We start from the raw sequence: 22,426 nt of genomic DNA, 5'->3' as shown, positions 1-22,426 counted from the left end.
CGACGAGAGAACGAGACGAACATGACGATGACCCCCGAACAGGCGGCCTGGTTCCAGGGCACCTTCGCGCGACTGGTCGACAACGTCGACCAGGCCCTCATGGGCAAGCGCGAGGTCGTGGCGCTGGTGCTCTCGGCGATGCTCGCCGAAGGCCACGTGCTGTTGGAGGATGCTCCGGGCACGGGCAAGACGAGCCTCGCCAAGGCTCTCGCGGCCACGGTGCAGGGCACGAGCAGCCGCATCCAGTTCACGCCCGACCTGCTGCCCTCCGACGTGACCGGCGTCACGATCTACGACCAGGCCTCGCACCGCTTCGAGTTCCACCGCGGTCCGGTGTTCGCGTCGATCGTGCTGGCCGACGAGATCAACCGCGCCTCGCCGAAGACCCAGTCGGCGCTGCTGGAGGTCATGGAGGAGTCGCGGATCACGGTCGACGGCGTCACTCACGACGTCGGCCGCCCGTTCCTCGTGATCGCGACGCAGAACCCCATCGAGCAGGCGGGCACCTACAAGCTGCCCGAGGCGCAGCTCGACCGCTTCCTCGCGAAGACCTCCATCGGCTACCCCGACCTCGCCGTGGCCGAGCGCATCCTCGCCGGCGCGGCCGACCGCAACCCGTCGGCGCACCTGCCCGCGATCATCACGACCGGCGCGGTCGCCGACATGGCCGACCTCGCCGGCACCGTGCACGTCGACCCGGCCGTGCTGCGCTACACCGCGCAGCTCGCCGAGGCCACGCGCAACGACCCGGCCACGCGGGTGGGAGTCTCGGTGCGCGGCTCGCTCGCGATGATCCGCGTCGCCAAGGTCTACGCGGCCGCACAGGGCCGCCACTTCGTGCTGCCCGACGACGTCAAGGCGCTCGTGGCGCCGGTGTGGACCCACCGTCTCGTGCTCGACCCCGAAGCGGAGTTCGCCGGCACCTCGGCCGAGACCGTCATCGGGCGCGTCCTCGAGTCGGTGGCCGCACCGCAGGCGAGGTCCGCGGCCTGATGACGACGGAAGCACTCGGGCAGCCGGCGGCCACGGAGGACCGCCGCGCCTGGTACGGGCAGCTGGTGCTCGGCGCGCTGCGGCGCGCCGGCGTCGTGCTCGGCCGCGTGTTCGGGGTCGTGCGCCCCGTCGCCTGGGTGCTCATCGCCGGTGCGCTCACCTTGTGGATCGCCGGCCAGTCGCTCGGCTGGTGGGAGCTCACCGTCGCGGCGATCTCGATCACCGTCGTGCTGGCGCTCTGCCTGCTGTTCCTCATCGGCCGCACGGCCTACGACGTGTCGCTCGACCTCAACCGCACGCGCGTCGTGGTGGGAGAGCGGGCCGTCGGTGCGCTGACGCTCGCCAACACCGGGTCGCGCGCGATCCTCCCCTCGCGTGTGCTGCTGCCGGTCGGGGGCGGCCGCGGCGTCTTCGACGTGAACCGGCTGGCCGCCGGCGAATCCGCCGAGGAGCTCTTCGCCATCCCGACGTCGCGACGCGCGGTCGTCAAGGTCGGCCCGGTGAGCGTCGTGCGCGGCGATCCGCTCGGCCTCTTCGAGCGCGTGCACCGCCGCGACGAGCCGGTCGACCTCTTCGTGCACCCGCGCACGGTGCTGTTCGACGGGCAGTCGCTCGGGTTCCTCCGCGACCTCGAGGGCCTTCCCGCCACCGACCTGTCGCCGGACGACGTCTCGTTCCACGCGCTGCGCGAGTACCAGCCCGGCGACGACCTCCGCCACGTGCACTGGAAGTCGACCGCGCGCACCGGCCACATGATGGTGCGCCAGTACGAGGAGACTCGACGCTCCCACTTCGTGATCGGCCTGTCGACGAGCCCCGGCGACTACCGCGACGACGACGAGTTCGAGCTCGCGATCTCGGCGGCGGGCTCCCTGGGCCTGCGCGCGCTGCGCGACTCGCAGCGCGTCGAGGTGCGGGTGCAGGAGCGCGCGCTGCCGGCCGGCACGGGCAAGCAGTTCCTCGACTCGCTCTCGGCGCTCGGGCATTCGAAGGCGAAGGCGGGCTCCGTCGTCGAGCTCGCCGGCGTCGTCGCCGCGACGCTGCCCCTCGCGAGCGTGGTCGTGCTGGTGTGTGGCAGCAAGGTCGATTCCAACGACCTGCGCACCGCGTGCAGCCGCCTCCCGTTCGGTGCGCGCGTGCTCGCCGTGGTCGCGTCGCCCGGTGACACCGCGCCGTCGCTGCGGAGGATCGGCGAGGCGGATGTCGTGACCCTCGGCGCGCTCGACCAGCTCCCGAACGCGCTGCGGAAGGTGCTCGCATGAGCGCGCCCGTCACGCCGCTTCCTACGCGCGCCGAGCCCGCCGCGCCCGCGCGGGCCGCAGCATCCCACCCGCGCGTTCCGCGCACGGACGCGCTCCCGACCCGGCGCTGGATCCTCGACCTCGGCGCCGTCGCCGTGCTGCTGCTCATCCCGATCGTCGGGTTCGCGCCGACGTTCGACGGCGCGAGCTATCTCGTCGCCGCGCTCGGCGGACTCGTGCTCGGCATGGGGCTGGGCGTGCTCGGACGGCTGTTCCGCTGGGGCATCCTCCTCCTGACGGCAGCTGCGATCGCGGTCTACTTCCTCTTCGGCGGGGCGCTGGCGCTGCCGCACACGACGGTCGCGGGCGTCATCCCCACCCTCGAGACGCTGCGCCAGCTCGCGCTCGGCGTGGTCATGTCGTGGAAGCAGCTCCTCACCACGATCGCTCCGGTGGCGACCGACGACGGCCACCTGATCGTGCCCTTCATCCTGTCGCTCGTCGCGGCGGTGCTGACGACATCCCTCGCGCTGCGGCTGCGCAGCGCCGGCTGGGCGCTGATCCCTGCGGCCGCGTTCCTCGCCATCGAGATCGCGCTCGGCACGTCCGAGCCGTTCGTGCCCGTCGTGCAGGGCGTCGCGTTCGGGCTCGTCGGCGTGGTGTGGCTGGCGCTGCGCCAGGCGTGGCAGCCGCAGGCGGCCGCGATCCCGGTCGGCGAGGGGTCCGCGAAGTCGGGCGCCGGCGTGCGTCGCGTGCTGATGGGCGCCGCCGTCGTCGCGATCGCCGCCGTCGTCGGCGTCGCGACCAGCGGGTTCGCGGCACCGTCGTCACCGCGGTACGTGCTGCGCGACATCGTGATCCCGCCGTTCGACATCCGCGAGTTCGCGAGCCCGCTGCAGTCGTTCCGCGCCTATGTGCGCGACCACCCCGACGACCCCCTCTTCACGGTGAGCGGCCTGCCCGAGGGTGCCCGCATGCGACTGGCGACGATGGACGCGTACAACGGCACCGTGTACAACGTGTCGGACGACGGCAGCGGTTCGTCCAGTGCCTTCGCGCCCGCCCGCACCAACATGTCGGCCGACGCCGAGGGTACCCCCGCGACGGTGCACGTCGAGATCGGGGAGCTCGAGAGCGTGTGGATGCCGGATGCCGGTGCCGTCCGGAGCGTCACGTTCGACGGCGACCGCGCCGATGACCTCCGCCGCACCGCGCACTACAACGAGGCGACCGAGACCGGGGTCGTCACCGTCGGGCTCGAGAAGGGCGACGAGTACACGCTCGACGCCGTGATCCCGGAGGTGCCGAGTGACGAGGCGCTCGGCGACCAGAGCTTCGCGCCGCTCAAGATGCCCAAGCAGGTCGGCGTTCCGGAGGCGCTCGCCGACATCGCATCGAAGACCGTCGCCGAGGCCGAGACGCCTGTCGAGCAGGTGCGCGCGCTGCAGCAGATGCTGTCGGAGGGCGGGTACTTCAGCCACGGTCTCGCCGGCCAGCCGCTCTCGCGCGCCGGCCACGGCGCGGAGCGCATCGCGACGCTGCTCGGCTCGGAGCAGATGGTCGGCGACGACGAGCAGTACGCGACGGCGATGGCCCTGCTCGCCGGCCAGGTCGGCATCCCGGCGCGCGTCGTGATGGGGTTCTACCCCGACGAGGACGCCGCCGGCGAGCCCGTCTACACCGCGACGGGCGAGACGCTCCACGCGTGGGTCGAGGTCGCGTTCGACGGCGCCGGATGGGTGCCGTTCGATCCGACGCCTCCCGAGGACCAGGTCCCGAGCGACCAGACGACCAAGCCCAAGGCCGACCCCAAGCCGCAGGTGCTGCAGCCGCCGCCCCCGCCCGCGGAGCCCGTCGACCTGCCGCCGACCGTCGCCGACGACCGCGGCTCGGAAGACGAGGACGCCTTCGACGCGGCCCTGCTGTGGACGATCGTGTCGATCGGTGCGGGCCTGCTGGGCCTCCTCGCGGTGCTGCTCGCGCCGTTCATCGTGATCGGAGCCCTCAAGGCCACGCGCCGCCGCAAGCGCCGTGACGCCGAGCGCGCGTCCGACCGCATCAGCGGCGGGTGGGACGAGCTCGTGGATCGCGCCTCGGACTTCGGGGCCCCGGTGCGCCCCGGTGCGACCCGCCAGGAGGACGCCGGCGTGCTCACCGCCGCGTTCGCCGAGCCCCGGGTCGCGACCCTGGCCTCCCGCGCCGACCTCGAGGTGTTCGGTCCGACCGAGCCGTCGCCCGACGACATCGCGGCGTTCTGGACACAGGTCGACGAGATCGTCGGGGGCATGGGGAAGGGCCGCTCGATGTGGCAGCGTCTCGGCGCGAGGCTCAGCATCCGTACACTCCTCGAAGGCACGCGATTCGCCCTGCCTGCACGCCCGGCACGGGCCCCGCGCACGGCGCCGACAGCGACGCCGGACGCTGTCGCCGCCGCGCAGCCCGACGCGTCGGACGCCGTTTCGGCACGGACGTCGACCCGGCGCTCGCGCCGCGGCAGCAAGACCCGGAGCTCGCCCGAGCGCTCCGCCCACCCCCCACAGGAGAACGAATGACCGTGAGCCCGCCAGGCGCCGCCCCCGCGGCGACCATCGGACGCCGTGTGGGGGCGTTCGCGATCGACATCGGCGTCGCCTGGGTGATCGGCGCCGTGCTGGTCGGCATCGTCGTGGGCATCATCTTCGGAGTGGGCCCGGCTGGGGACCGCGAGGGCCTGGCGGTCATGATCCTGCTCGGCTACGCCGGCATCGGACTTCTGATGTTCGTCTGGTGGCTCGTCTACTCGGCGATGCAGGGCAGCGGCGGCGGGTCGATCGGGCAGCGGATCCTCGGTCTGCGCCTGCACGACGCCTCTTCGGCCGCCCCGATCGGATTCTGGCGCGCGATCCTGCGCAACCTCGTGTTCGGCCTCGCCGCGTCGATCGTGGTCGGCTACTTCACGCCCCTCTTCGACGCGAGCGGCCGCCGCCAGGGCTGGCACGACATGGCATCGCGCGCTGTGGTCGTCGACATCCGGAAGGCGGATGCTGCGCGTTCGGCCTCCGCCGTCGTCGCCACCGCGAACCCTTACCTGCCGCATCCGACGGGCGCTGCACCGCTGCCGCCCGTGCCGTCGCTGCAGCCGGCGGCCCCGGTGCCCGCACCGGGATTCACGCCCGCGGCCGTGGTGGCCCCGGCCGCGACGCGGCCCGCCCCGCCGGTGCCGACGGGTGTGATCGCCGACGTCCCGTGGATCACGCACGAGCCCCTCGGCACGCGCGCGCCCGAGCCCTTCCCCAGCGTGACGATGCCGTTCCCGGCCGCGACGACGACCGAGCCGCTTGGTGCCATCGCCCCCACGACCGCCGCCGCCATCGCGCCTGCCGCAGCACCCGTGTTCGCCGCATCCCTGGTCCCGGCGTCCGTGGAAGAGGATGTCGAGTCCACGCGCATCGTCGTGCCGCCGCCCGCCCAGCGGGCCGCGCTGTACGACGGCGCGCCGGTGCTCGCGGTGCTGACGTGGGATGACGGCACGCGGATGGCCGTGTACGGGCGCACCCTCTACGGCCGCAACCCCGCGAGCGAGGACGGCGCGGTCGCGATCCCCGTGCGCGACGAGACGCTGTCGCTGTCGAAGACGCACTTCGAGGTCGGCGGCGACATCGCCGGCGCGTGGATCGCCGACCGCCACTCGACCAACGGCACGACGCTCGTCCGCGACGGTGGACGGATTCCGCTCACGCCGGGTGTCCGCACGAACCTGCGCGACGGCGACACACTCGAGTTCGGCGACCGGCGCGTGACGGTGGGGCTCGCGTGATGACCGGGACCACGCCGCCCATCGCGGTCGCGTTCGGGGCGTCGACGGATGCGGGCCTGCGCCGCCGCATCAACGAGGACTCGTACCTCGCGGTGGCGCCGCTGTTCCTCGTGGCCGACGGCATGGGCGGTCACAACGCGGGCGAGATCGCCAGCGCGACGGTGATCCAGGAGTTCTCGGGCCTCACCGGTCGCGAGAGCCTGACCATCGACGACGTGCAGGCCGCCGTCGCCGGCGCGCGCCGCCGCGTCGCGGCGCTGCCGGCCGGGGCCGGTGCGGGTGCCGGCACGACGCTCGCGGGCGTGGTCATCGCCGATGTCGACGGCGAGGGCTACTGGCTCGCGATCAACCTGGGCGATTCGCGCACCTACCGCCTCAGCGAGGGCCTTTTCGAGCAGGTGAGCGTCGACCACTCGGTCGTGCAGGAGCTCGTCGACAGCGGACAGCTCGCCGCCGACGCCGCACAGCGCGATTCCCGCCGCAACGTGATCACGCGCGCTATCGGGGCGGGCAGCGACGCCGAGCCCGACTACTGGCTCATCCCGGCCGAGGACGGCGACCGCATCCTGGTCTGCTCCGACGGACTGTCGGGCGAGCTCGAGCAGGACGCGATCCACGGCATCCTCCTCGCCGAGGCCGACCCGCAGGCGGCCGCGACGCGGCTCGTGCACGAGGCGATGGTGCGCGGCGGCCGCGACAACATCACGGCGATCGTCGTGGACGCCCTCGCGGTGCGCACGCGCACGAGCCGCGCGTGCGAGCGCGACACGGTGCCGGTGAACGCCGCCGACACCACCGACGACGCCGACATCGACGGCGACACGCTGCCCCGCGCGGTGTTCGCGGGAGGATTCTGATGCCCACGCTCTACGCTCCGGGAACCACACCGGTCGCCGTCACGCCGCGCGGATTCGCCGTGCTCGAGCCTGGCGCCTCGGCGGCGCTGCTCACCCGCATCCGGTCGGTGCTCGCCGACGGCCGTGGCCTGGGCGGCGTCCTCGAGGCGCTCACCGGCGCGTACGGTGCCTCGCTCACTGCGATCCCCGCGTTCGCGGTGGCACTCGCAGACGACGACGGGGTCCGCGTCGCCGTGCGCGGCGACTTCGCGTTCGACATCGACGGCGCCGCGTCCGAGCGCGTGTCGGGCGCCGGCGTCACGACGTGGACCGAGCGCGTCATCCCGGGCGCGGTGCGCGTCGCGCTCACGACGCCGGGGTCCGACGCCCCGGCCGAGTTCGAGATCGCCGACGGCATCGTGCTGGCGAGCCGGATCGAATGGGATGCCGCACCCGTGGGTTCGGTCTCGCCTGCCGGTGGCGCTCCCGCCGGGGCTGCTCCCGCCGAGGCTGCTCCCGCCGGGGCTGCTCCCGTCGAGGCTGCTCCCGTCGGGGCTGCTCCCGCCGGGGCTGCTCCCGGTGCTCGCCGGCATCCGGTGCCCGCCGGTCCGAACCCCTCCTTCCTTGCCGAAACACGGGTCGGTGACGGCGACACACCGGAAACGGATGCCTCGGCCCGGCGTGTCGGGCAACCGGCCCGTGTTTCGGCATCGCCGATGACGCCGGGTACCTCGCCGATGACGCCGGGTGAGTCGGGTGAGTCGGGTGAGTCGGGGGAGCCGGGGGCGCTCATCGACTCGAGCGCGGTCCCATCGGCCACCGACGGTGAGACGCTGCTTCCCCTGGACTCCGCCCTCGCCCCGCCTGTCGGGGCCTCCGCCATCGCGACCTCGGCCGCCGAAGCGGACGTCGCCGCGACCACCGGCTTCGACGACCTCTGGGGGGCGACGGTGATCCGCTCTGCCGACGGCGACCGCACGGCCGAGGGCGAGGACGAAGACCGCGCTTCCGCCGAGGCTCCTGCGCCCGCCGGTGACCACGACGGCGCGACGATCTCACTGGCCCAGGCCCGTGCGCTGCGTGAAGCGGCGGGCGGCGCCGGGGGCGCAGCATCCGGTTTCCCCATCGATTCGACCCCCGCGCCGCTCGCGCCGCCGCGCCCGCCCGCCCCGGGACGCATCCGGGTGTCGACGGGGCAGGTGCTGTCACTCGACCGCACCGTCGTGATCGGCCGGCGTCCGCGCTCGACGCGCGTGAGCGGCACCGACCTGCCGCACCTGGTGGCCGTCGACAGTCCGCAACAGGACATCTCGCGCAGCCACGTCGAACTGCGGGTCGAGGGCGAGAGCATCGTCGCGACCGACCTGCGCACCACGAACGGCACGACGCTGCTGCGCCAGGGCGCCGACCCCGTGCGGCTGCACCCCGGGGAGAGCACGGTCGTGATCCCGGGCGATGTGCTGGACCTCGGTGACGGCATCACCGTCGCGATCGAGGGGCTGTCGTGAGCGCCAAGCGCGCGCCCATGGCGCCGCCGGATCTTCCCGGCTTCACCTACGTCGACCTGCTCGGCTCGGGCGGCTTCGCCGACGTGTTCCTGTACGAGCAGCAGCTGCCCAAACGTCGGGTCGCGGTCAAGGTGCTGCTCACGGACCGCATGTCGAGCGGCTCGGTCGAGGAGTTCACCGCCGAGGCGAATGTCATGGCGATGCTGTCGACGCACCCGGCGATCGTCACGATCTACCAGGCCGGGGCCGCGAAGGACGGCCGCCCGTACCTCGTGATGGAGTACTGCCCGCGGCCGAACCTGCAGGTGCGATACCGGCGCGAGCCCTTCTCGATCGCGGAGTCGCTGCGCGTCGGCGTGCAGGTGGCGGCCGCCGTCGAGACGGCGCACCGCGCAGGCGTGCTGCACCGCGACATCAAGCCCGCGAACATCCTCGTCACCGAGTACAACCGCCCGGCGCTCACCGATTTCGGCATCGCATCGACCACGAACGCTGCCGCCGAGTCGGCGGGCCTGTCGATCCCGTGGTCGCCGCCGGAGTCGTTCGCCGACGTGCCCCGCAGCGACCCGCGCTCCGATGTGTACGCGCTGGGGGCGACCGTCTACACGCTTCTGGCCGGGCGCTCGCCCTTCGAGCTGCCGGGTCAGCGCAACGGCGCGGCCGAGCTCATCCACCGCATCGAGACCCTGCCGCTTCCCGCTCTCGGTCGCGCGGACGTGCCGGTGTCGTTGCAGCGCGTCCTCGAGCGTGCGATGGCGAAGGTGCCCGCCGATCGCTACGAGAGCGCGCTCGCCCTCGCCCGTGCGCTGCAGACGGTGCAGATCGAGCTGTCGCACTCGGTCACCCCGATCGACATCCTCGACGACCACGTTCCGGAGGACATCGAGGAGGACGAGGACGACGGTCTCACCCGCGTCCGCGGCGTCGTCAGCATCAACCCCGAGACGACCCCCGCGGCGGGCATGACCCGCCCGTCGGCGGTCACGGCACCGAGCGCCGCCGCTGTCGCGCCGCGGTTCGACCCGGCCCCCGTCGAGACCGAGACGGTCGCTCGCCGCGCACCCGCACCCCCGTCGGCGTACGAGCAGACGGTCCGGCGCGATCAGGTCGACCTGCCGGTGTCGCTCGACGAGACGATCGTGCGCGCTCCCGCCTTCGACGCGGCCCCTCCCCAGCAGGAGGAGGATGCTGCGCCCCCGCGTCGCCGCCGGACGGGACTCTGGATCGGGCTCGGCGCCGCCGCGCTCGTGATCGTCGCGGTCATCGTCGGTGTGTCGCTGCCGGGCATCCTGTCGGGCACGGCCCAGGAGCAGCCGAAGCCGAGCGAGTCGTCGAAGCCGCAGGATGTGGTTGCGTCCACCGTGCCGGCCGTCACCGACGTCGTCGGTGCGCCGGTCGACGGCGGCGTGACGTTCACGTGGATGAACCCCGACCCCGAGGACGGAGACTTCTACATCGTCGAGGCCGTCTCGCTCACCGACAGCACGGGCGAGGCCGAGCCGGTCGAGGTTCCCGAGATCACCGTGCCGGCCGCGGCGACGGGGCAGACCTGTGTGGACGTCACGCTGGTGCGCGCCAACGGTCAGCAGCAGACCGACCCGACGCGGGGGTGCACGCCGTGACAGCCGCAGAGGTCGACGAGCTCAGGGTCGAGTTCGCGGGCGAGGAGTTCTCCGTCGATCCCGACACGGTGTTCACGGTGGGCCGCGAGGGCGACCTCGCGATCGACGACAACCTGTTCCTGCACCGCAACTTCCTCACGATCCAGAACGTCGAAGGGCTCTGGCTGCTCTCGAACGTCGGCTCACGCCTGTCGGCGACGGTCACCGACTCGGGCGGGCGGGTGCAGGCCTGGCTCGCACCGGGTGCACGGCTGCCGCTCGTCTTCGCCGCGACATCCGTCATCTTCAGTGCCGGCCCGACGACGTACGAGCTCACCATCCACGCCGCCGAGCCGACCTTCCGCGACACGCAGCAGCCCGCCGACGACGACGGCCTCTCGACGATCGGCGAGGTGCCGCTGACCCACAGTCAGCGCGTCATGATCCTCGCGCTCGCCGAACCCGTGCTGCGGCGCGACGGCACCGGCATGAGCGAACTGCCGACGTCGGCGCAGGCCGCCGAACGGCTCGGCTGGACGCTCACGCGCTTCAATCGCAAGCTCGACAACGTGTGCGACAAGCTCGATCGCGCCGGCGTGCCCGGCATGCGCGGCGGGGTGCGCTCCTACGCGACGAACCGCCGCGTGCGACTCGTCGAGCACGCGATCGCGGCACGCCTCGTCACGCGCGACGACCTCCCCCTTCTGGATGTCGAGCACGAGACCTCGCTGCGCGGTGAGGCTGAAGCGGACGAAGCCTGATCGCGCCGCTCGTCGGCTGACCCGGCGAGGCGCGTCAGCGCCCGGCGTCGTACAGGTGGCGCCCGCCGTGGCTGACGACCTTCACCACCACACCCCGGCGGTGCAGCTCCGCGACGGTGCGGGTCTCCTCGTCGATGTCGCGGCCGAGGGCGTGCACGTTGGCGACCACGAGCACGTCGCCCCGGACGAGCGTGCCGAAGAGGCGGACGAGCCGGTCCTCCCAGGACTCGAGGGTCTCGGGAGCCGGGTGGCGGAAGCCTTCGATGGGCACGCCGAAGCGGGTGAGGTCGCCCCGCTGCTCGACGACGGACGGCATGTCGTCGCGTGAGATCACGAGCCCGACGAGACGTGAGCCGGCGGGCTGGGCGAGCCACCAGTTGCGGTTCTGCTGCAGCTCGGTGAAGCACTTGGGGCACTCGGCCGCCTGGTGCGGCAGATGCAGCGGCGCGGTGTCGGCAGCGACCGACCCCGCAGCCGCCGCCGCGTGCGTGTGCGCGGCATCCGGCGTCTTCGTCGTCTCGCTCATGTGAGGCCCCCTCGCTCGATCCCCATTCTCTCACCCGGCTTCCCGGTCATTGAGCGAGCTTGCGAGTCGAAACGCCCGAGCGCGGCGCAGTGCCCTGCTCAGTCCTCTTCGTCGTCGAGGCGCAGCTCGAGGCTGAGCTGGTCGGCGTCGAGCTCGGCGAGTGCGTGGCGCAGGGCGGGTGTCGAGTACTCGCCGCCCGACGACAGCTCGTTCAGGCGCCCGCGCATCGCCTCGATCATCGCGAGCCGCAGCTCCAGCAGATCGCGGGTCGGGAGCCCGTCGGCCTCGTCGGGCGGGTCGACCATGCGGCTGCCGATCCGTTCGACGAGTTCCTCGTCGAACGACGACCCGTCGCGGCGGCGCAGTGCGGGGCTCGACAGCGCGCCGATCGCGGCATCGCGCAGCTCGTCGTCGAGTGCCGACTGCTCGGCCTTGTCGAGGCTGTCGTCGCCCGGCCGTTCGAGCCGCAGCGCCCTGACGAGCCACGGCAGCGTGAAGCCCTGCAGCATGAGGCTGCCCACGGCGACCGCGAACGCGATGAACACCAGCAGCGCCCGGTCGTCGGTGACGTCGCTCGAGATCGTCTGGGCCGCCGCGAGCGTCACCACGCCGCGCATGCCGGCCCACACGATGATCGCGCCGTGCTTCCAGCCGAGCGGCGACGCCTGGTAGTAGTCGAGGTCGCTGAGCGCTCGTGAGACGCGAGACCGCATCGACGAGAGGCGCCGCTGCGCACGCGGGTCGTCGAAGGAGGCCTCGCTGCGACGGCTGCGATATCGCGGGTCCGGCACGATCGAGCCGTCGGCGATCTGGTCTAGCCGCGTGTTCATGGCCTCGAGGCGCGTGCGCTGCCGCCCGCGGGCGCGTCGGCTCTGCAGCCACACCAGCAGCGAGACGTACCCGGCGCGCGCCGCGATGATGATCGCCAGCGCGCCGAGCGCGATACCGAGCCCGGTGCCGAGACCGTTGTGCTGCTCGACGTTCTGCTCGACGATGTCGCTGAGTTCGAGCCCCATGATGAGGAAGACCGCGCCCTCGAGCACGAGTTCGATGGTGTGCCAGTTGTGCTCATCCGATCGTCGCTGCTCGGGCGAGAACCACCGGGCTGCACCCTGACCGGTCACGATGCCCGCGACGACCGCCGCGACCAGGCCCGATCCGCCGAGCTCCTCGGTCGGGATGTACGCGATGAAGGGCACCACGAAGCCGATCGCGGTGTTCGCCGCGGAGTTCTTGATGAGCGACCGCAGCCGCAGGTTGAGCCATCCGACGATCGCGCCGATCACGACCGCGACGACGACGCCCCACGCGAACGCCGGGATGAACCCGAACCCGATGCGGGTGTCGCCGGTGACACCGGTCGCGAGTCCGACCGAGGCGATCATGGTCCGCAGCAGCACCAGTGCCGTCGCGTCGTTGAGCAGGCTCTCGCCCTCGAGCATCGTCACCACGCGGCGCGACACACCCAGGCGCTTGACGATCGAGGTGGCCACAGCATCCGTGGGACTGAGGATCGCCCCGAGCGCGACAGCGACGGCCGGATGGATGCCGGGGATCACGGCCATGAAGAAGAACCCGAGCAGCACGGAGCTCAGGATGACGAGCAGGAACGACAGGCCGGCGATCGGTCCGAAGTCACGGCGGAACTCGATCGCGGGGAGCGAGACGGCCGCCGAGTAGAGCAGCGGCGGCAGTACGCCGACGAGGATGAACTCGGGGTTGATCTCGGGGATCTCGAGGAACGGCAGCAGGCTCACCGCGCCGCCGACGAGCACGAGGATCAGCGGCCCCGCGATGCCCAGCTTGGGCGCGACCGCCGTGGCGAGGGCGATCACCACGATCGCGATGATGACGACGATCAGGGCTTCCACGACTCAGAGCCTATTGCCGGGCCCGTTCCGGCCTCCCGCGAACCGTCGAGCGCGTCAGAGCACGCCGAGCGCCCTTACCGCGTCACGCTCCAGGGCGAGTTCGTCGACGGATGCCGCGACCCTGGCGCGTGCGCGCTCGTCGAGGTCGAGTCCCTCGACGACGCGATAGCCGTCGTCGTGGCCGCGTGAGGTGACGGGGAACGAGCACACCAGTCCCTCGGGCACCCCGTACTCGCCGCGTGAGACGACCGCCGCCGAGGTCAGGCCGCGGCGTGTGCCGAGCTGCTCGTCGCGCACGTGATCGATGGCGGCGTTCGCCGCGGACGCGACCGAAGACGAGCCGCGCACCTCGATGATCTCGGCTCCGCGCTTCGCCACTCGCGGGATGAAGACGTCGTCGAGCCACGCCGTCGCTGCGGCCTCGCCGCCGAGCCGCTCGGCCAGCGCCTCGAGCACCGGCATCCCGTCGGGCAGGATCGCGTGCGACACATCGGGGAACTGGGTCGCCGAGTGGTTTCCCCAGATCACGACGTCGGCGATGTCGCCGGGAGCGACGCCGAGCGCCTCGGCGAGCTGGCCGACGGCGCGGTTGTGGTCCAGGCGCGTGAGGGCGGTGAAGCGCTCGGACGGGATGTCGGGCGACGCGGATGCTGCGGCGATGAGCGCGTTCGTGTTCGCGGGGTTGCCCACCACGACGACGCGCACGCCGTCGTCGGCGACCGCGCCGATCGCGTTGCCCTGCGGCCCGAAGATGCCGGCGTTCGCGGCGAGCAGGTCGCCGCGCTCCATGCCCGCGGTGCGCGGCCGCGCGCCGACGAGCATCGCGATGCGGGTGCCGTTGAAAGCCGTGAGCGGGTCGTCGGTGACGTCGACGTCGGCGAGCAGCGGGAACGCGCAGTCCTGCAGCTCGAGCGCCGCGCCCTCGGCCGCGCGCATGCCCTGGGGGATCTCGAGCAGGCGCAGCCGAACCGGACGATCCGGGCCGAGCATGTCGCCCGCAGCGATGCGGAACATCAGCGCGTAGCCGATCTGGCCCCCGCCGCCGGTGATGGTCACGGTCGTGGGTTCGCTCGCCATGCCCCCGAGCCTAGACCTGCGGCATTGTACTCATTCCCGTCGATTAGGGAATGGTTCCTGCTCTGGATCGGACTGTCGGGGTACCGTGACGGCATGACGTTCAATGAGAACGCCAACGTCGGGGGGAACACGGCGCGGCGTCGAGGAGCGGGCGTGGCGGTGGCAGGCGGCGGTATCGCCGGCCTCGGCGCGATCGCGGTGATCCTGTTCCAGCTGTTCACCGGACAGGATCTGTCGAGCGTCATCCCCTCGCAGCCTCAGGTCGGATCCGGCGAGGAGTCCGAGATCCAGCAGTGCGAGACGGGCGCCGATGCGAACGCCGATGACGACTGCCGTCTCGCCGCCGGCAGTGTCGTGCTCGACCAGTACTGGGAGTCGCAGGTGCAGGGTTACCGTGCACCGCAGCTGATCATCGTCGACCAGCAGACGGGCACCGCGTGCGGCACGGCGTCCAATCAGACAGGCCCGTTCTACTGCCCTCCCGAAGAGACCGTCTACATCGATCCCACCTTCTTCGGCCTCCTGCGTCAGCAGTTCGACGCGTCGGCCGGCGACCTCGCCCAGCTCTATGTGCTCGCCCACGAGTACGGCCACCACGTGCAGTACATCACCGGCATCATGGACCAGCACCCGAACAACGGCACCGGTCCCGACAGCAACGGCGTGCGGACCGAGCTGCAGGCCGACTGCTTCGCGGGGGCGTGGGTGGGCGACATGACCGATCAGCGCGACGAGAACGGCGTACCGTATCTGAAGGAGCCCACGCAGCAGCAGATCGCCGACGCGATCAACGCCGCCGGCGCGGTGGGCGACGACCACATCCAGCAGGAGTCCGGGGGCTACGTGAACCCCGAATCCTGGACCCACGGTTCGAGCGAGCAGCGACAGCGCTGGTTCGAGACCGGTTACCGCAACGGGCCTTCCGCCTGCGACACCTTCGCCGTCTCGGGGGCAAGCCTATGAACGAACACCTCGACGACATCCTCTATCCGCCCATCGAGCCCTACGACACCGGAACCCTCATCGCCGGTGAGGGCAACCGCATCGCGTACGAGCAGAGCGGAAACCCCGAGGGCAAGCCGGTGGTGTTCCTCCACGGCGGTCCGGGCGCCGGCACGTCGCCCTGGCATCGCCGCTTCTTCGACCCCGAGCGGTACCGCATCATCCTGCTCGACCAGCGGGGCTGCGGCCGCTCCACCCCGCACGCGAGCGAGCCCGACGCCGACCTCCGCCACAACACGACGTGGCACCTCGTCGCCGACATCGAGCTGCTGCGCAAGAACCTCGGCATCGAGCGGTGGCAGGTGTTCGGCGGCTCGTGGGGGAGTGCGCTCGCTCTCGCCTACGCCGAAGCGCACCCGCAGGCCGTCACCGAGATCGTGCTGCGCGGCATCTTCACGTTGCGTCGCCACGAGCTGGAGTGGTTCTACGAGGGGGGCGCAGCATCCATCGTCCCGGATCTGTGGGAGGACTTCATCGCTCCCATCCCGATCCTGGAACGCTCGCGGCTCATGCAGGCCTACCACCGCCGCCTCTCGGATCCCGACCCCGCCGTGCACGTTCCCGCCGCGGTCGCGTGGTCGCGCTGGGAGGCCGCGAACCTCACGCTGCTCCCTGACGCCGAGCTCATCGAGGCGATGACGGAACCGCGCGCGGCGGTGGCGTTCGCCCGCATCGAGAACCACTACTTCCTTCATGGCGGCTGGTTCGAACCCGAGCAGCTGATCGCGAATGTCGGCCGCATCCGCGACATCCCCGCCGTCATCGTGCAGGGCCGCTACGACGTCTGCACGCCCGCGATGACCGCGTGGGACCTCCACCGCGCGTGGCCCGAGGCCGACTTCGTGATGATCCCGGATGCTGCGCACGCCGCGTCCGAGCCGGGCGTCGCGTCCGCCCTGCGCGCCGCGACGGACCGCTTCGCGGACCGGGCGCCGGCTGAGGAATCACACGCGGAGGATGAGCCCGAGGCCCGCGAGGCGTTCGCGGAGGAGTCTGCGGCGCAGGCGGAAGAGCCCGACGATGCCGGAACCGCACCGGAGCCCGAGGAGGCGTCGGAGCCGGAGGTTCCTGAGGCGGAGCCGACGGTTGAGCCCGACGATGCCGGAACCGCACCGGAGCCCGAGGAGGCGTCGGAGCCGGAGGCTCCTCAGGCGGAGCCGACGGAGGCGTCGGACATGCCCGAGTCGGGGGAGGACGAGCCCGCCGGGCCGGAAGAGGAGCCCTCCGGGGCCGACGCCGACGGCGACCCCGAAGACGCCCCTGATCCTGAGGACTCCTCGGTGGCCGAGCCGGCATTGCGCCGGGAGCGCATCCGCAAAGGGTCGAAGAAGCGCAAAGACACCGCCGACCTCTGACGAGGGAGGGAGAAGCGCTGGGACTCTCCCGCACCCCACGCGGCGTTTCGTCGTGCCTGGCCTGTTCTGCGGTCGTTGAGCGAGCTTGCGAGTCGAATCGCCCCGGACCCACCGACGACTCCGGCCGGGCAACGCCCAGCCACCCACTGGTAGGGTGGAAACCCTTGCAGCGCATTCTTGCGCTTCTCGCGTCGTAGAACGCTTCCCTCGCCGGCATCCGGACCCCGATCCGAAGAACCGCGCTGACATCTTTCGTACGGCGACCCGCGGGCGAGATACGCCCCGGCCACCGACAGGGCACTCGCGTGCCCAGAGAACATCCCTCATGACCGAAACCTCGTTCGGCGCGCTCGGCGTGCCGCAGCCCCTTGTCGACGTGCTCGCCGCGAACGGCAAGACCACCGCGTTCCCGATCCAGGTCGACACGCTCCCCGACACGCTCGCCGGCCGCGACGTGCTCGGCCGGGGCAAGACCGGCTCGGGCAAGACGCTCGCCTTCTCGATCCCCATGGCCGCGCGCCTGGGCGGCAAGCTCGCCGGCGGCACCCGCCGCAAGGGTCGTCCGCTCGGCCTCGTGCTCGCGCCGACCCGCGAGCTGGCGACGCAGATCGACGCGACCCTCGCGCCCCTCGCCAAGGCCTACGGCCTCACGACCACCACGATCTTCGGCGGCGTGAACCAGAACCGTCAGGTCAACGCCCTCAACGCCGGCGTCGACATCGTCGTCGCCTGCCCCGGCCGGCTCGAAGACCTCATGAAGCAGGGCTACGTGCACCTCGACGCCGTCGAGGTCACCGTCATCGACGAGGCCGACCACATGGCCGACCTCGGCTTCCTCCCGGGTGTCACGCGCATCCTGAACGCGACGCCGGCCGGCGGTCAGCGCCTGCTGTTCAGCGCGACCCTCGACAACGGGGTCGACAAGCTCGTGAACCGCTTCCTGCAGAACGAGGTGCTGCACTCCGTCGACGAGGCGCACTCGCCCGTCGCCGCGATGACGCACCACGTCTTCACGCTGGCCGACGCCGACGCCAAGAAGGACGTCGTCACGGCCCTCGCCTCGGGCATGGGCCGCCGCATCCTGTTCATGCGCACCAAGCACCAGGCGAAGAAGCTCGCGAAGCAGCTCACCGGCCAGGGCATCCCGGCCGTCGACCTGCACGGCAACCTGTCGCAGGCCGCGCGCGACCGCAACCTCGCGGCGTTCTCGTCCGGCGCCGTCAAGGTGCTCGTGGCGACGGATGTCGCGGCCCGCGGCGTGCACGTCGACGACGTCGAGCTCGTCATCCACGTCGACCCGCCGATGGAGCACAAGGCGTACCTGCACCGCTCCGGCCGCACCGCTCGCGCCGGCGCCGAGGGCGCCGTCGTCACCCTCGTGCTGCCCGAGCAGCGCCGCGACGTGTCGCAGCTGCTGCGCAAGGCCGCCATCTCCGTCGAGCCCGTCGCTGTCACGGCGACCTCGCCCGAGGTCGTCGAGCTCGTCGGCAAGGTCGCCCCGTACGTCAAGCCGGTCCCCGTGGCCGAGACGCCGCGCGGCACCAGCCAGGGCGCGAACGCCCAGCGCAAGCGCGCTGCGCGTGACGCACGCGAGACGGATGCTGCCGCCACCGCGAGCCGCTCCGGCGGCGGCCGTCGCCGCCGCGGTTCGGGCCAGGGTGGTTCGGGCCAGGGTGGTTCAGGCCAGGGTGGTTCGGCACAGGGCGCCGGCCGTCAGCAGGCCGCGGGCGGTCAGCGTCGCGACGCCGCAACCACGCACGACAAGGCCTCGCACCAGCGTCACGACCAGAGCGCGGGCCACTCGCGTTCGGCCCAGCCCGCCGGCAACCCCCGCACCCCGGGCCGTCGCGCCTCGTCGGGCGGCACCGGCAAGCTCATGGTCGGCTCGGTCGTCCGCCCCAACGGCGCCAACCGCCGCGGCGGCCGCTGAGTCTCCGCACGTTCGGACCCCCTCCGCCCTCACCCGAGGGTGCGAGGGGGTTCGTCGTTCCGCGCGACACGGCCGTCACCCGCCGCCGGCCGCCACGTCAACGTTGCGATGTCCGGACTTCGCATGTCCTGGAGCGTGGGATGCTGCGAAACCCGGACGGGTGCGGGTGGGCGGGCTGCGACTGTTTCTGCGAAGTCCGGACTTCGCGGGCGCTGGAGCGTGGGATGCTGCGATACCCGGACGGGTGCGGGTGGCCGGGCTGCGACTGTTTCTGCGAAGTCCGGACTTCGCAGGCGCTGAAGCGTGGGATGCTGCGATACCCGGACGGGTGCGGGTGGCCGGGCTGCGACTGTTTCTGCGAAGTCCGGACTTCGCGGGTCCTGGAGCGTGGGATGCTGCGAAACCCGGACCTGAGACGACACCCGCGCCGACCGGACCGGCCGGAGGGGTTGAAGGTCAGACCCGGCGGCCGAGGATGAGGTCGGCGGCGACCTCGCCGATCACGATCGCGGGAGCGTTGGTGTGGCCGCGGATCACCGTGGGCATGACGGATGCGTCGGCCACGCGCAGTCCCGCGACCCCGCGGACGCGCAGCTCGGGATCGACGACCGACGCGGCATCGGTGCCCATCCGTGCCGTGCCGACGGGGTGATAGAGGGTGTGCGAGTAGCGGCGGAGCGACAGCTCCGCGCGATCGGCGGGCGTCATGTGTTCGCCGCCCTCGGGCAGCACCCACCCACCGGTCGTGATCTTCCGCAGCGCCTCGGTGTCGATCAGGCGCTCGCACTCGGCGAGGCCCGCGCGCAGCGTCGTGGCGTCGATGTCGTCGGCGTCCGACAGGTAAGCGGGGTCGATGAGCGGGGCCTCGGCCGGGTCGGCCGAGGCCAGGCGGATCGTGCCGCGGCTGATCGGCCTGAGCAGGATCGCGGCGACCGTCAGCCCGTGCGCCGGCATCGGAACCAGGCCTTCGCCGACGTACGGCCCGGGCACGAAGATGATCTCGATGTCGGGGAGACCCTCGGGGACGCCAGCCGCATCGGCCACGGGCGTGCGCACGAAACCGTAAGCCTCGGCGGCGTTCGAGGTCAGCATCCCCTTGCGGGCCACGAGGTACTTCACGAGCTCGGCGGGCTTCTCGGCATCGTAGAGCGTTCCGCCGTGGGCCGCGGGGGCGAGCCCCGCGACGAGGTGGTCCTGCAGGTTCGCACCCACCTCGGGCGAGTCGACGACCACGTCGATGCCGCGTGCGGTGAGGTGCTCCGCCGGGCCGATACCGCTCAGCATCAGCAGCTGGGGCGTGTTCACGGCGCCGCCCGACAGCACGACCTCTCGTCGCGCGCGCACGTGGCGCGTGATCCCGTCGATGTCGACGTACACGCCGGTCGCGCGCGGTTCGCTCGGAGTCTCGGTCCCTGGGCCGGGCGACGCCGCGAAGGTCACGCGTCGCACGTGCGCCCCCGTCACGACGCGCAGGTTGCGCCGCTTCTTCGCCGGCCGCAGGTACGCGTCGGCGGTCGAGGCGCGGGCGCCGCGGTGCTGACTCACCATCGTCTGCGAGAACCCCTGCCCAGCCGGGAGGTTCGGCGGAGTCACCGGATGCCCCGTCTCCTGCGCCGCTGCCAGGAACACGGCCGTGTGCGGCCGGGGGTCGCGTTGGTGCTCGACCGACTGCGGCCCCTGGGAACCCTGCGTCGGGTCGACCGGGTCGACGGTCCGCTCGACACGTTGGAAGTAGGGGACCAGGGCGTCCCACGACCACGCCGGACCGGCAGCATCCGCCCACTCGTCGTAATCGGCGGCGAAGCCCCGGATCCACATCAGTGCATTGAGCGACGACGACCCGCCCAGCGTCTTGCCGCGCGGCCAGTAGACCGTACGGCCTTCGAGCTGCGGCTGGGGCACCGTGTCGTAGTTCCAGTCGTACTCGCCGCGGAACAGCTTCGAGAACGCAGCCGGCACGTGCAGCTGAGGCGCTCTGTCGGGGGCGCCGGCCTCGAGCAGCAGCACCGAGACGGCGGGGTCGTCGCTCAGCCGCGCCGCGAGCGCCGCTCCCGCCGAGCCCGCGCCGACGACGACGTAGTCGGCTTCGAACCCGTCGGAGCCGAAGCCGGCGGTCACGCCTGCATGGCCTTGGTCAGGGTCTTCACCAATCCGGGGAGCTTGCCGTCCACGAGATACCGCGTGAGCCCGGCGCTGACCTCCGCGCCGGTGCGCGAGCTCACGAACCACGGCGGCGTGGGCAGGATGGTGGATTTCGACAGGCTCAATCGCCGAAGCTGATCGCCGACCGACCGGGGGAACGGGCGGAACGGACCGCGGGCCACCGACCGCTCGACGCGATCCAGCAGCAGCGCGTTGTGCACGACGCCGATGCCGCTCGACACGTCGTCGAGCGTCGCCCCGGGGAACCCGCCCCATGTCAGGCGTGCGGTGAGGAAGTTGAAGGCCGTCCACGTGTTGATCGCGATGTCGCCGTAGCGCAGGTCGGCGATCGCGCGCTCGAACCCTTCGCCGAGCGCCTCCTCGGTGGCGGGGTCGATGATCACGTTGGCACCGAGGGTGCCGGTGAGTCTGTCGTTCGCGTGCGCGACCGCCGCGTCGAGGAACTCCTGGCCGGTGCCGCCCACCAGGGCGACCCCGAGGATCGGCGCGAAGTACTCGACCGTCTCGACAGCGTCGGCGTCCTCGCTCTCACCGACCCCGACGATCGCGCGCGTGCGGTCGGCGCTCCACACGGCATCGGGATAAGCGGATGCTGCGGCCTCCAGCCGCTCTTCGCTGCGGGGGTACCAGACCGGGCGCTCCGGGGCCGCGGCGTACGCCGCGTGCAGCTCGCGCAGGAACTCGGCGCGCTGCGGCCAGTCCGAGCTCACGATGACGACCTGGCCCGCGATGCAGTTGTGTCCGGCGTTCACGAGGCGCATCGTCGCGACGTGCTCCGCCTGGTACTTCAGGTCGGCCGCCGACCACCGGCCCGGCACCACGATGATGGGCGAGACGCCGCCGAGCTCGGCCGTGATCGGAACCTGCAGCTTCGGGCTTCCCGCCGCGCGCGCCGTCGCGGCATCCTCTCCGGTGCCCCACACGATCGCGTCGAACGTGACCGCCGAGCCGGTGATGTGCACGTGCGTGAAGCGCGGGTGCGAGGTCAGGTAGGCGCCGGTCGCGGCTCCGCCGCGCACGATGCGCACGAACCCGGGCTCGATCAGCGGCGCGAGCGCGCGCTCGAACACGGACACGAGCGCGTCCTGCGTCGGGTTGACCTTGAGCAGCGCCACGCGATTGTGCGCGAAGAGCTCGTACAGCACGTCGGCGACCGGGATGGAGCTCACGTTGCCCGCACCCAGCACGAGGCCGACGCCACCGGACACGGTCGGGGTCAGCTGGGCGAGGCCCGCCGCGCTGGTCGCCTCGATCGCGGAGACGCCCGGCTCGAACCACACCTCGCCGGTGAAGCCCGACAGCAGGAACTTCTCGGTGCCGTTCAGGGGGAAGGTGTGCGCGCGAAGGCGCCCGCCCGGAGCCGCGTCGAGCGTGACGCCGTCGAGCGGGCTGCCGCCCTTCGCGAGCGCCTCGAGCGTCTCGCGCAGCGCGTCGAGCAGTCCGATGACGGCGTAGGGCCCGCCGAGCCACTCTTCGCCCGACAGCGGATGCCCAGGGGTCAGGCCCTTCGACATCGTCGCCGCGTCGGCCCACTCCTGTGCGACGACGCCGACGGCGTCGCGGACGCGGCCGAGGAGGCGGGCGCGCTGGTCGAGGGTGAGCGCGACCCACACCTTCGCGCCCGCTTCGAGCCGATCGATGTCGGCGTCGAGCGCCGCGCGCTCGTCGGCCGGAAGGTCGGACTGCGGCGCGCGCTTCGCCGGCGCCTTGCGCGGCTTCGCCGGCGTCGCGGACGAGGTGGGGGACATGTGTTCTCCTTCGAACTC

General features: G+C 72.2%; 15 protein-coding genes and 1 pseudogene. 11 read left to right on the top strand and 5 right to left on the bottom strand.

Annotation, left to right across the window (positions count from 1 at the left end; genetic code table 11):
* Positions 1-21 precede the first annotated feature (21 nt).
* From ASF40_RS00295 to ASF40_RS00260, 8 genes are read left to right on the top strand one after another with little or no spacing between them, the layout of a single operon-like run.
* On the top strand, positions 22-993 hold the full coding sequence (locus ASF40_RS00295; RefSeq protein ID WP_056364821.1) for an AAA family ATPase: 972 nt from the start codon (positions 22-24) through the stop codon (positions 991-993).
* Positions 993-2,255, top strand: coding sequence for a DUF58 domain-containing protein (locus ASF40_RS00290; protein ID WP_056364817.1), 1,263 nt, complete (start codon positions 993-995; stop codon positions 2,253-2,255). The genes ASF40_RS00295 and ASF40_RS00290 overlap by 1 nt, the downstream gene beginning before the upstream one ends.
* Positions 2,252-4,786, top strand: coding sequence for a transglutaminase family protein (locus ASF40_RS00285; RefSeq protein WP_082496765.1), 2,535 nt, complete (start codon positions 2,252-2,254; stop codon positions 4,784-4,786). Before ASF40_RS00290 ends, ASF40_RS00285 begins: the two co-directional genes overlap by 4 nt.
* Entirely contained in the window at positions 4,783-6,030 is a 1,248-nt protein-coding gene (locus ASF40_RS00280; protein WP_056364814.1) for an RDD family protein, read from the top strand. Before ASF40_RS00285 ends, ASF40_RS00280 begins: the two co-directional genes overlap by 4 nt.
* A complete protein-coding gene (locus tag ASF40_RS00275; protein WP_056366565.1) occupies positions 6,030-6,887 on the top strand; it encodes a PP2C family protein-serine/threonine phosphatase in 858 nt (285 codons plus the stop codon). Before ASF40_RS00280 ends, ASF40_RS00275 begins: the two co-directional genes overlap by 1 nt.
* Complete coding sequence (locus ASF40_RS00270; protein WP_056364811.1) at positions 6,887-8,374, top strand: FHA domain-containing protein; 1,488 nt, start codon at positions 6,887-6,889, stop codon at positions 8,372-8,374. The genes ASF40_RS00275 and ASF40_RS00270 overlap by 1 nt, the downstream gene beginning before the upstream one ends.
* Positions 8,371-9,996, top strand: coding sequence for a serine/threonine-protein kinase (locus tag ASF40_RS00265; RefSeq protein WP_056364808.1), 1,626 nt, complete (start codon positions 8,371-8,373; stop codon positions 9,994-9,996). The genes ASF40_RS00270 and ASF40_RS00265 overlap by 4 nt, the downstream gene beginning before the upstream one ends.
* A complete protein-coding gene (locus ASF40_RS00260) occupies positions 9,984-10,736 on the top strand; it encodes a hypothetical protein (protein WP_056364805.1) in 753 nt (250 codons plus the stop codon). Before ASF40_RS00265 ends, ASF40_RS00260 begins: the two co-directional genes overlap by 13 nt.
* Before the next feature lie 34 nt (positions 10,737-10,770).
* Here ASF40_RS00260 and ASF40_RS00255 read toward each other — a convergent pair whose 3' ends face one another.
* The 3 genes from ASF40_RS00255 to ASF40_RS00245 all read right to left on the bottom strand — a co-directional run bounded on the left by ASF40_RS00255 (position 10,771) and on the right by ASF40_RS00245 (position 14,210).
* Positions 10,771-11,262 (bottom strand): recombinase family protein, encoded by a 492-nt coding sequence (locus tag ASF40_RS00255; protein ID WP_235560074.1) that lies wholly within the window; start codon positions 11,260-11,262, stop codon positions 10,771-10,773.
* Between the two features lie 98 nt (positions 11,263-11,360).
* A complete protein-coding gene (locus tag ASF40_RS00250; RefSeq protein ID WP_056364802.1) occupies positions 11,361-13,133 on the bottom strand; it encodes a cation:proton antiporter in 1,773 nt (590 codons plus the stop codon).
* A 54-nt stretch (positions 13,134-13,187) separates the two neighbouring features.
* A complete protein-coding gene (locus tag ASF40_RS00245; protein WP_056364799.1) occupies positions 13,188-14,210 on the bottom strand; it encodes a malate dehydrogenase in 1,023 nt (340 codons plus the stop codon).
* Positions 14,211-14,303: 93 nt separating this feature from the next.
* On the opposite strand from ASF40_RS00245, the gene ypfJ reads away from it, so the two are divergent.
* The 3 genes and pseudogenes from ypfJ (at position 14,304) to ASF40_RS00230 (ending at position 18,497) form a co-directional block, all read left to right on the top strand.
* Positions 14,304-15,173: a KPN_02809 family neutral zinc metallopeptidase gene (gene ypfJ / locus ASF40_RS00240; protein WP_056364796.1), complete on the top strand. Its 870-nt coding sequence runs from the start codon at positions 14,304-14,306 to the stop codon at positions 15,171-15,173.
* Positions 15,170-16,138, top strand: a pseudogene (pip, locus tag ASF40_RS00235) (prolyl aminopeptidase); the annotation flags it as partial. The gene ypfJ and the pseudogene pip, both read left to right, overlap by 4 nt.
* Positions 16,139-16,892: 754 nt before the next feature.
* Complete coding sequence (locus ASF40_RS00230; protein WP_056364793.1) at positions 16,893-18,497, top strand: DEAD/DEAH box helicase; 1,605 nt, start codon at positions 16,893-16,895, stop codon at positions 18,495-18,497.
* 456 nt (positions 18,498-18,953) lie between these two features.
* Here ASF40_RS00230 and ASF40_RS00225 read toward each other — a convergent pair whose 3' ends face one another.
* Both ASF40_RS00225 and ASF40_RS00220 read right to left on the bottom strand, forming a co-directional pair.
* The gene (locus ASF40_RS00225; RefSeq protein WP_056364790.1) at positions 18,954-20,615 is read right to left on the bottom strand and encodes a GMC family oxidoreductase; all 1,662 of its coding nucleotides are present in this window, start codon (positions 20,613-20,615) and stop codon (positions 18,954-18,956) included.
* Entirely contained in the window at positions 20,612-22,408 is a 1,797-nt protein-coding gene (locus ASF40_RS00220; protein ID WP_056364787.1) for an aldehyde dehydrogenase family protein, read from the bottom strand. The genes ASF40_RS00225 and ASF40_RS00220 overlap by 4 nt, the downstream gene beginning before the upstream one ends.
* Positions 22,409-22,426: the final 18 nt, after the last annotated feature.

This window comes from Microbacterium sp. Leaf288 (assembly GCF_001422925.1).
GTDB lineage: Bacteria > Actinomycetota > Actinomycetes > Actinomycetales > Microbacteriaceae > Microbacterium.
This window is presented reverse-complemented; position numbering and strand designations above follow the sequence as displayed.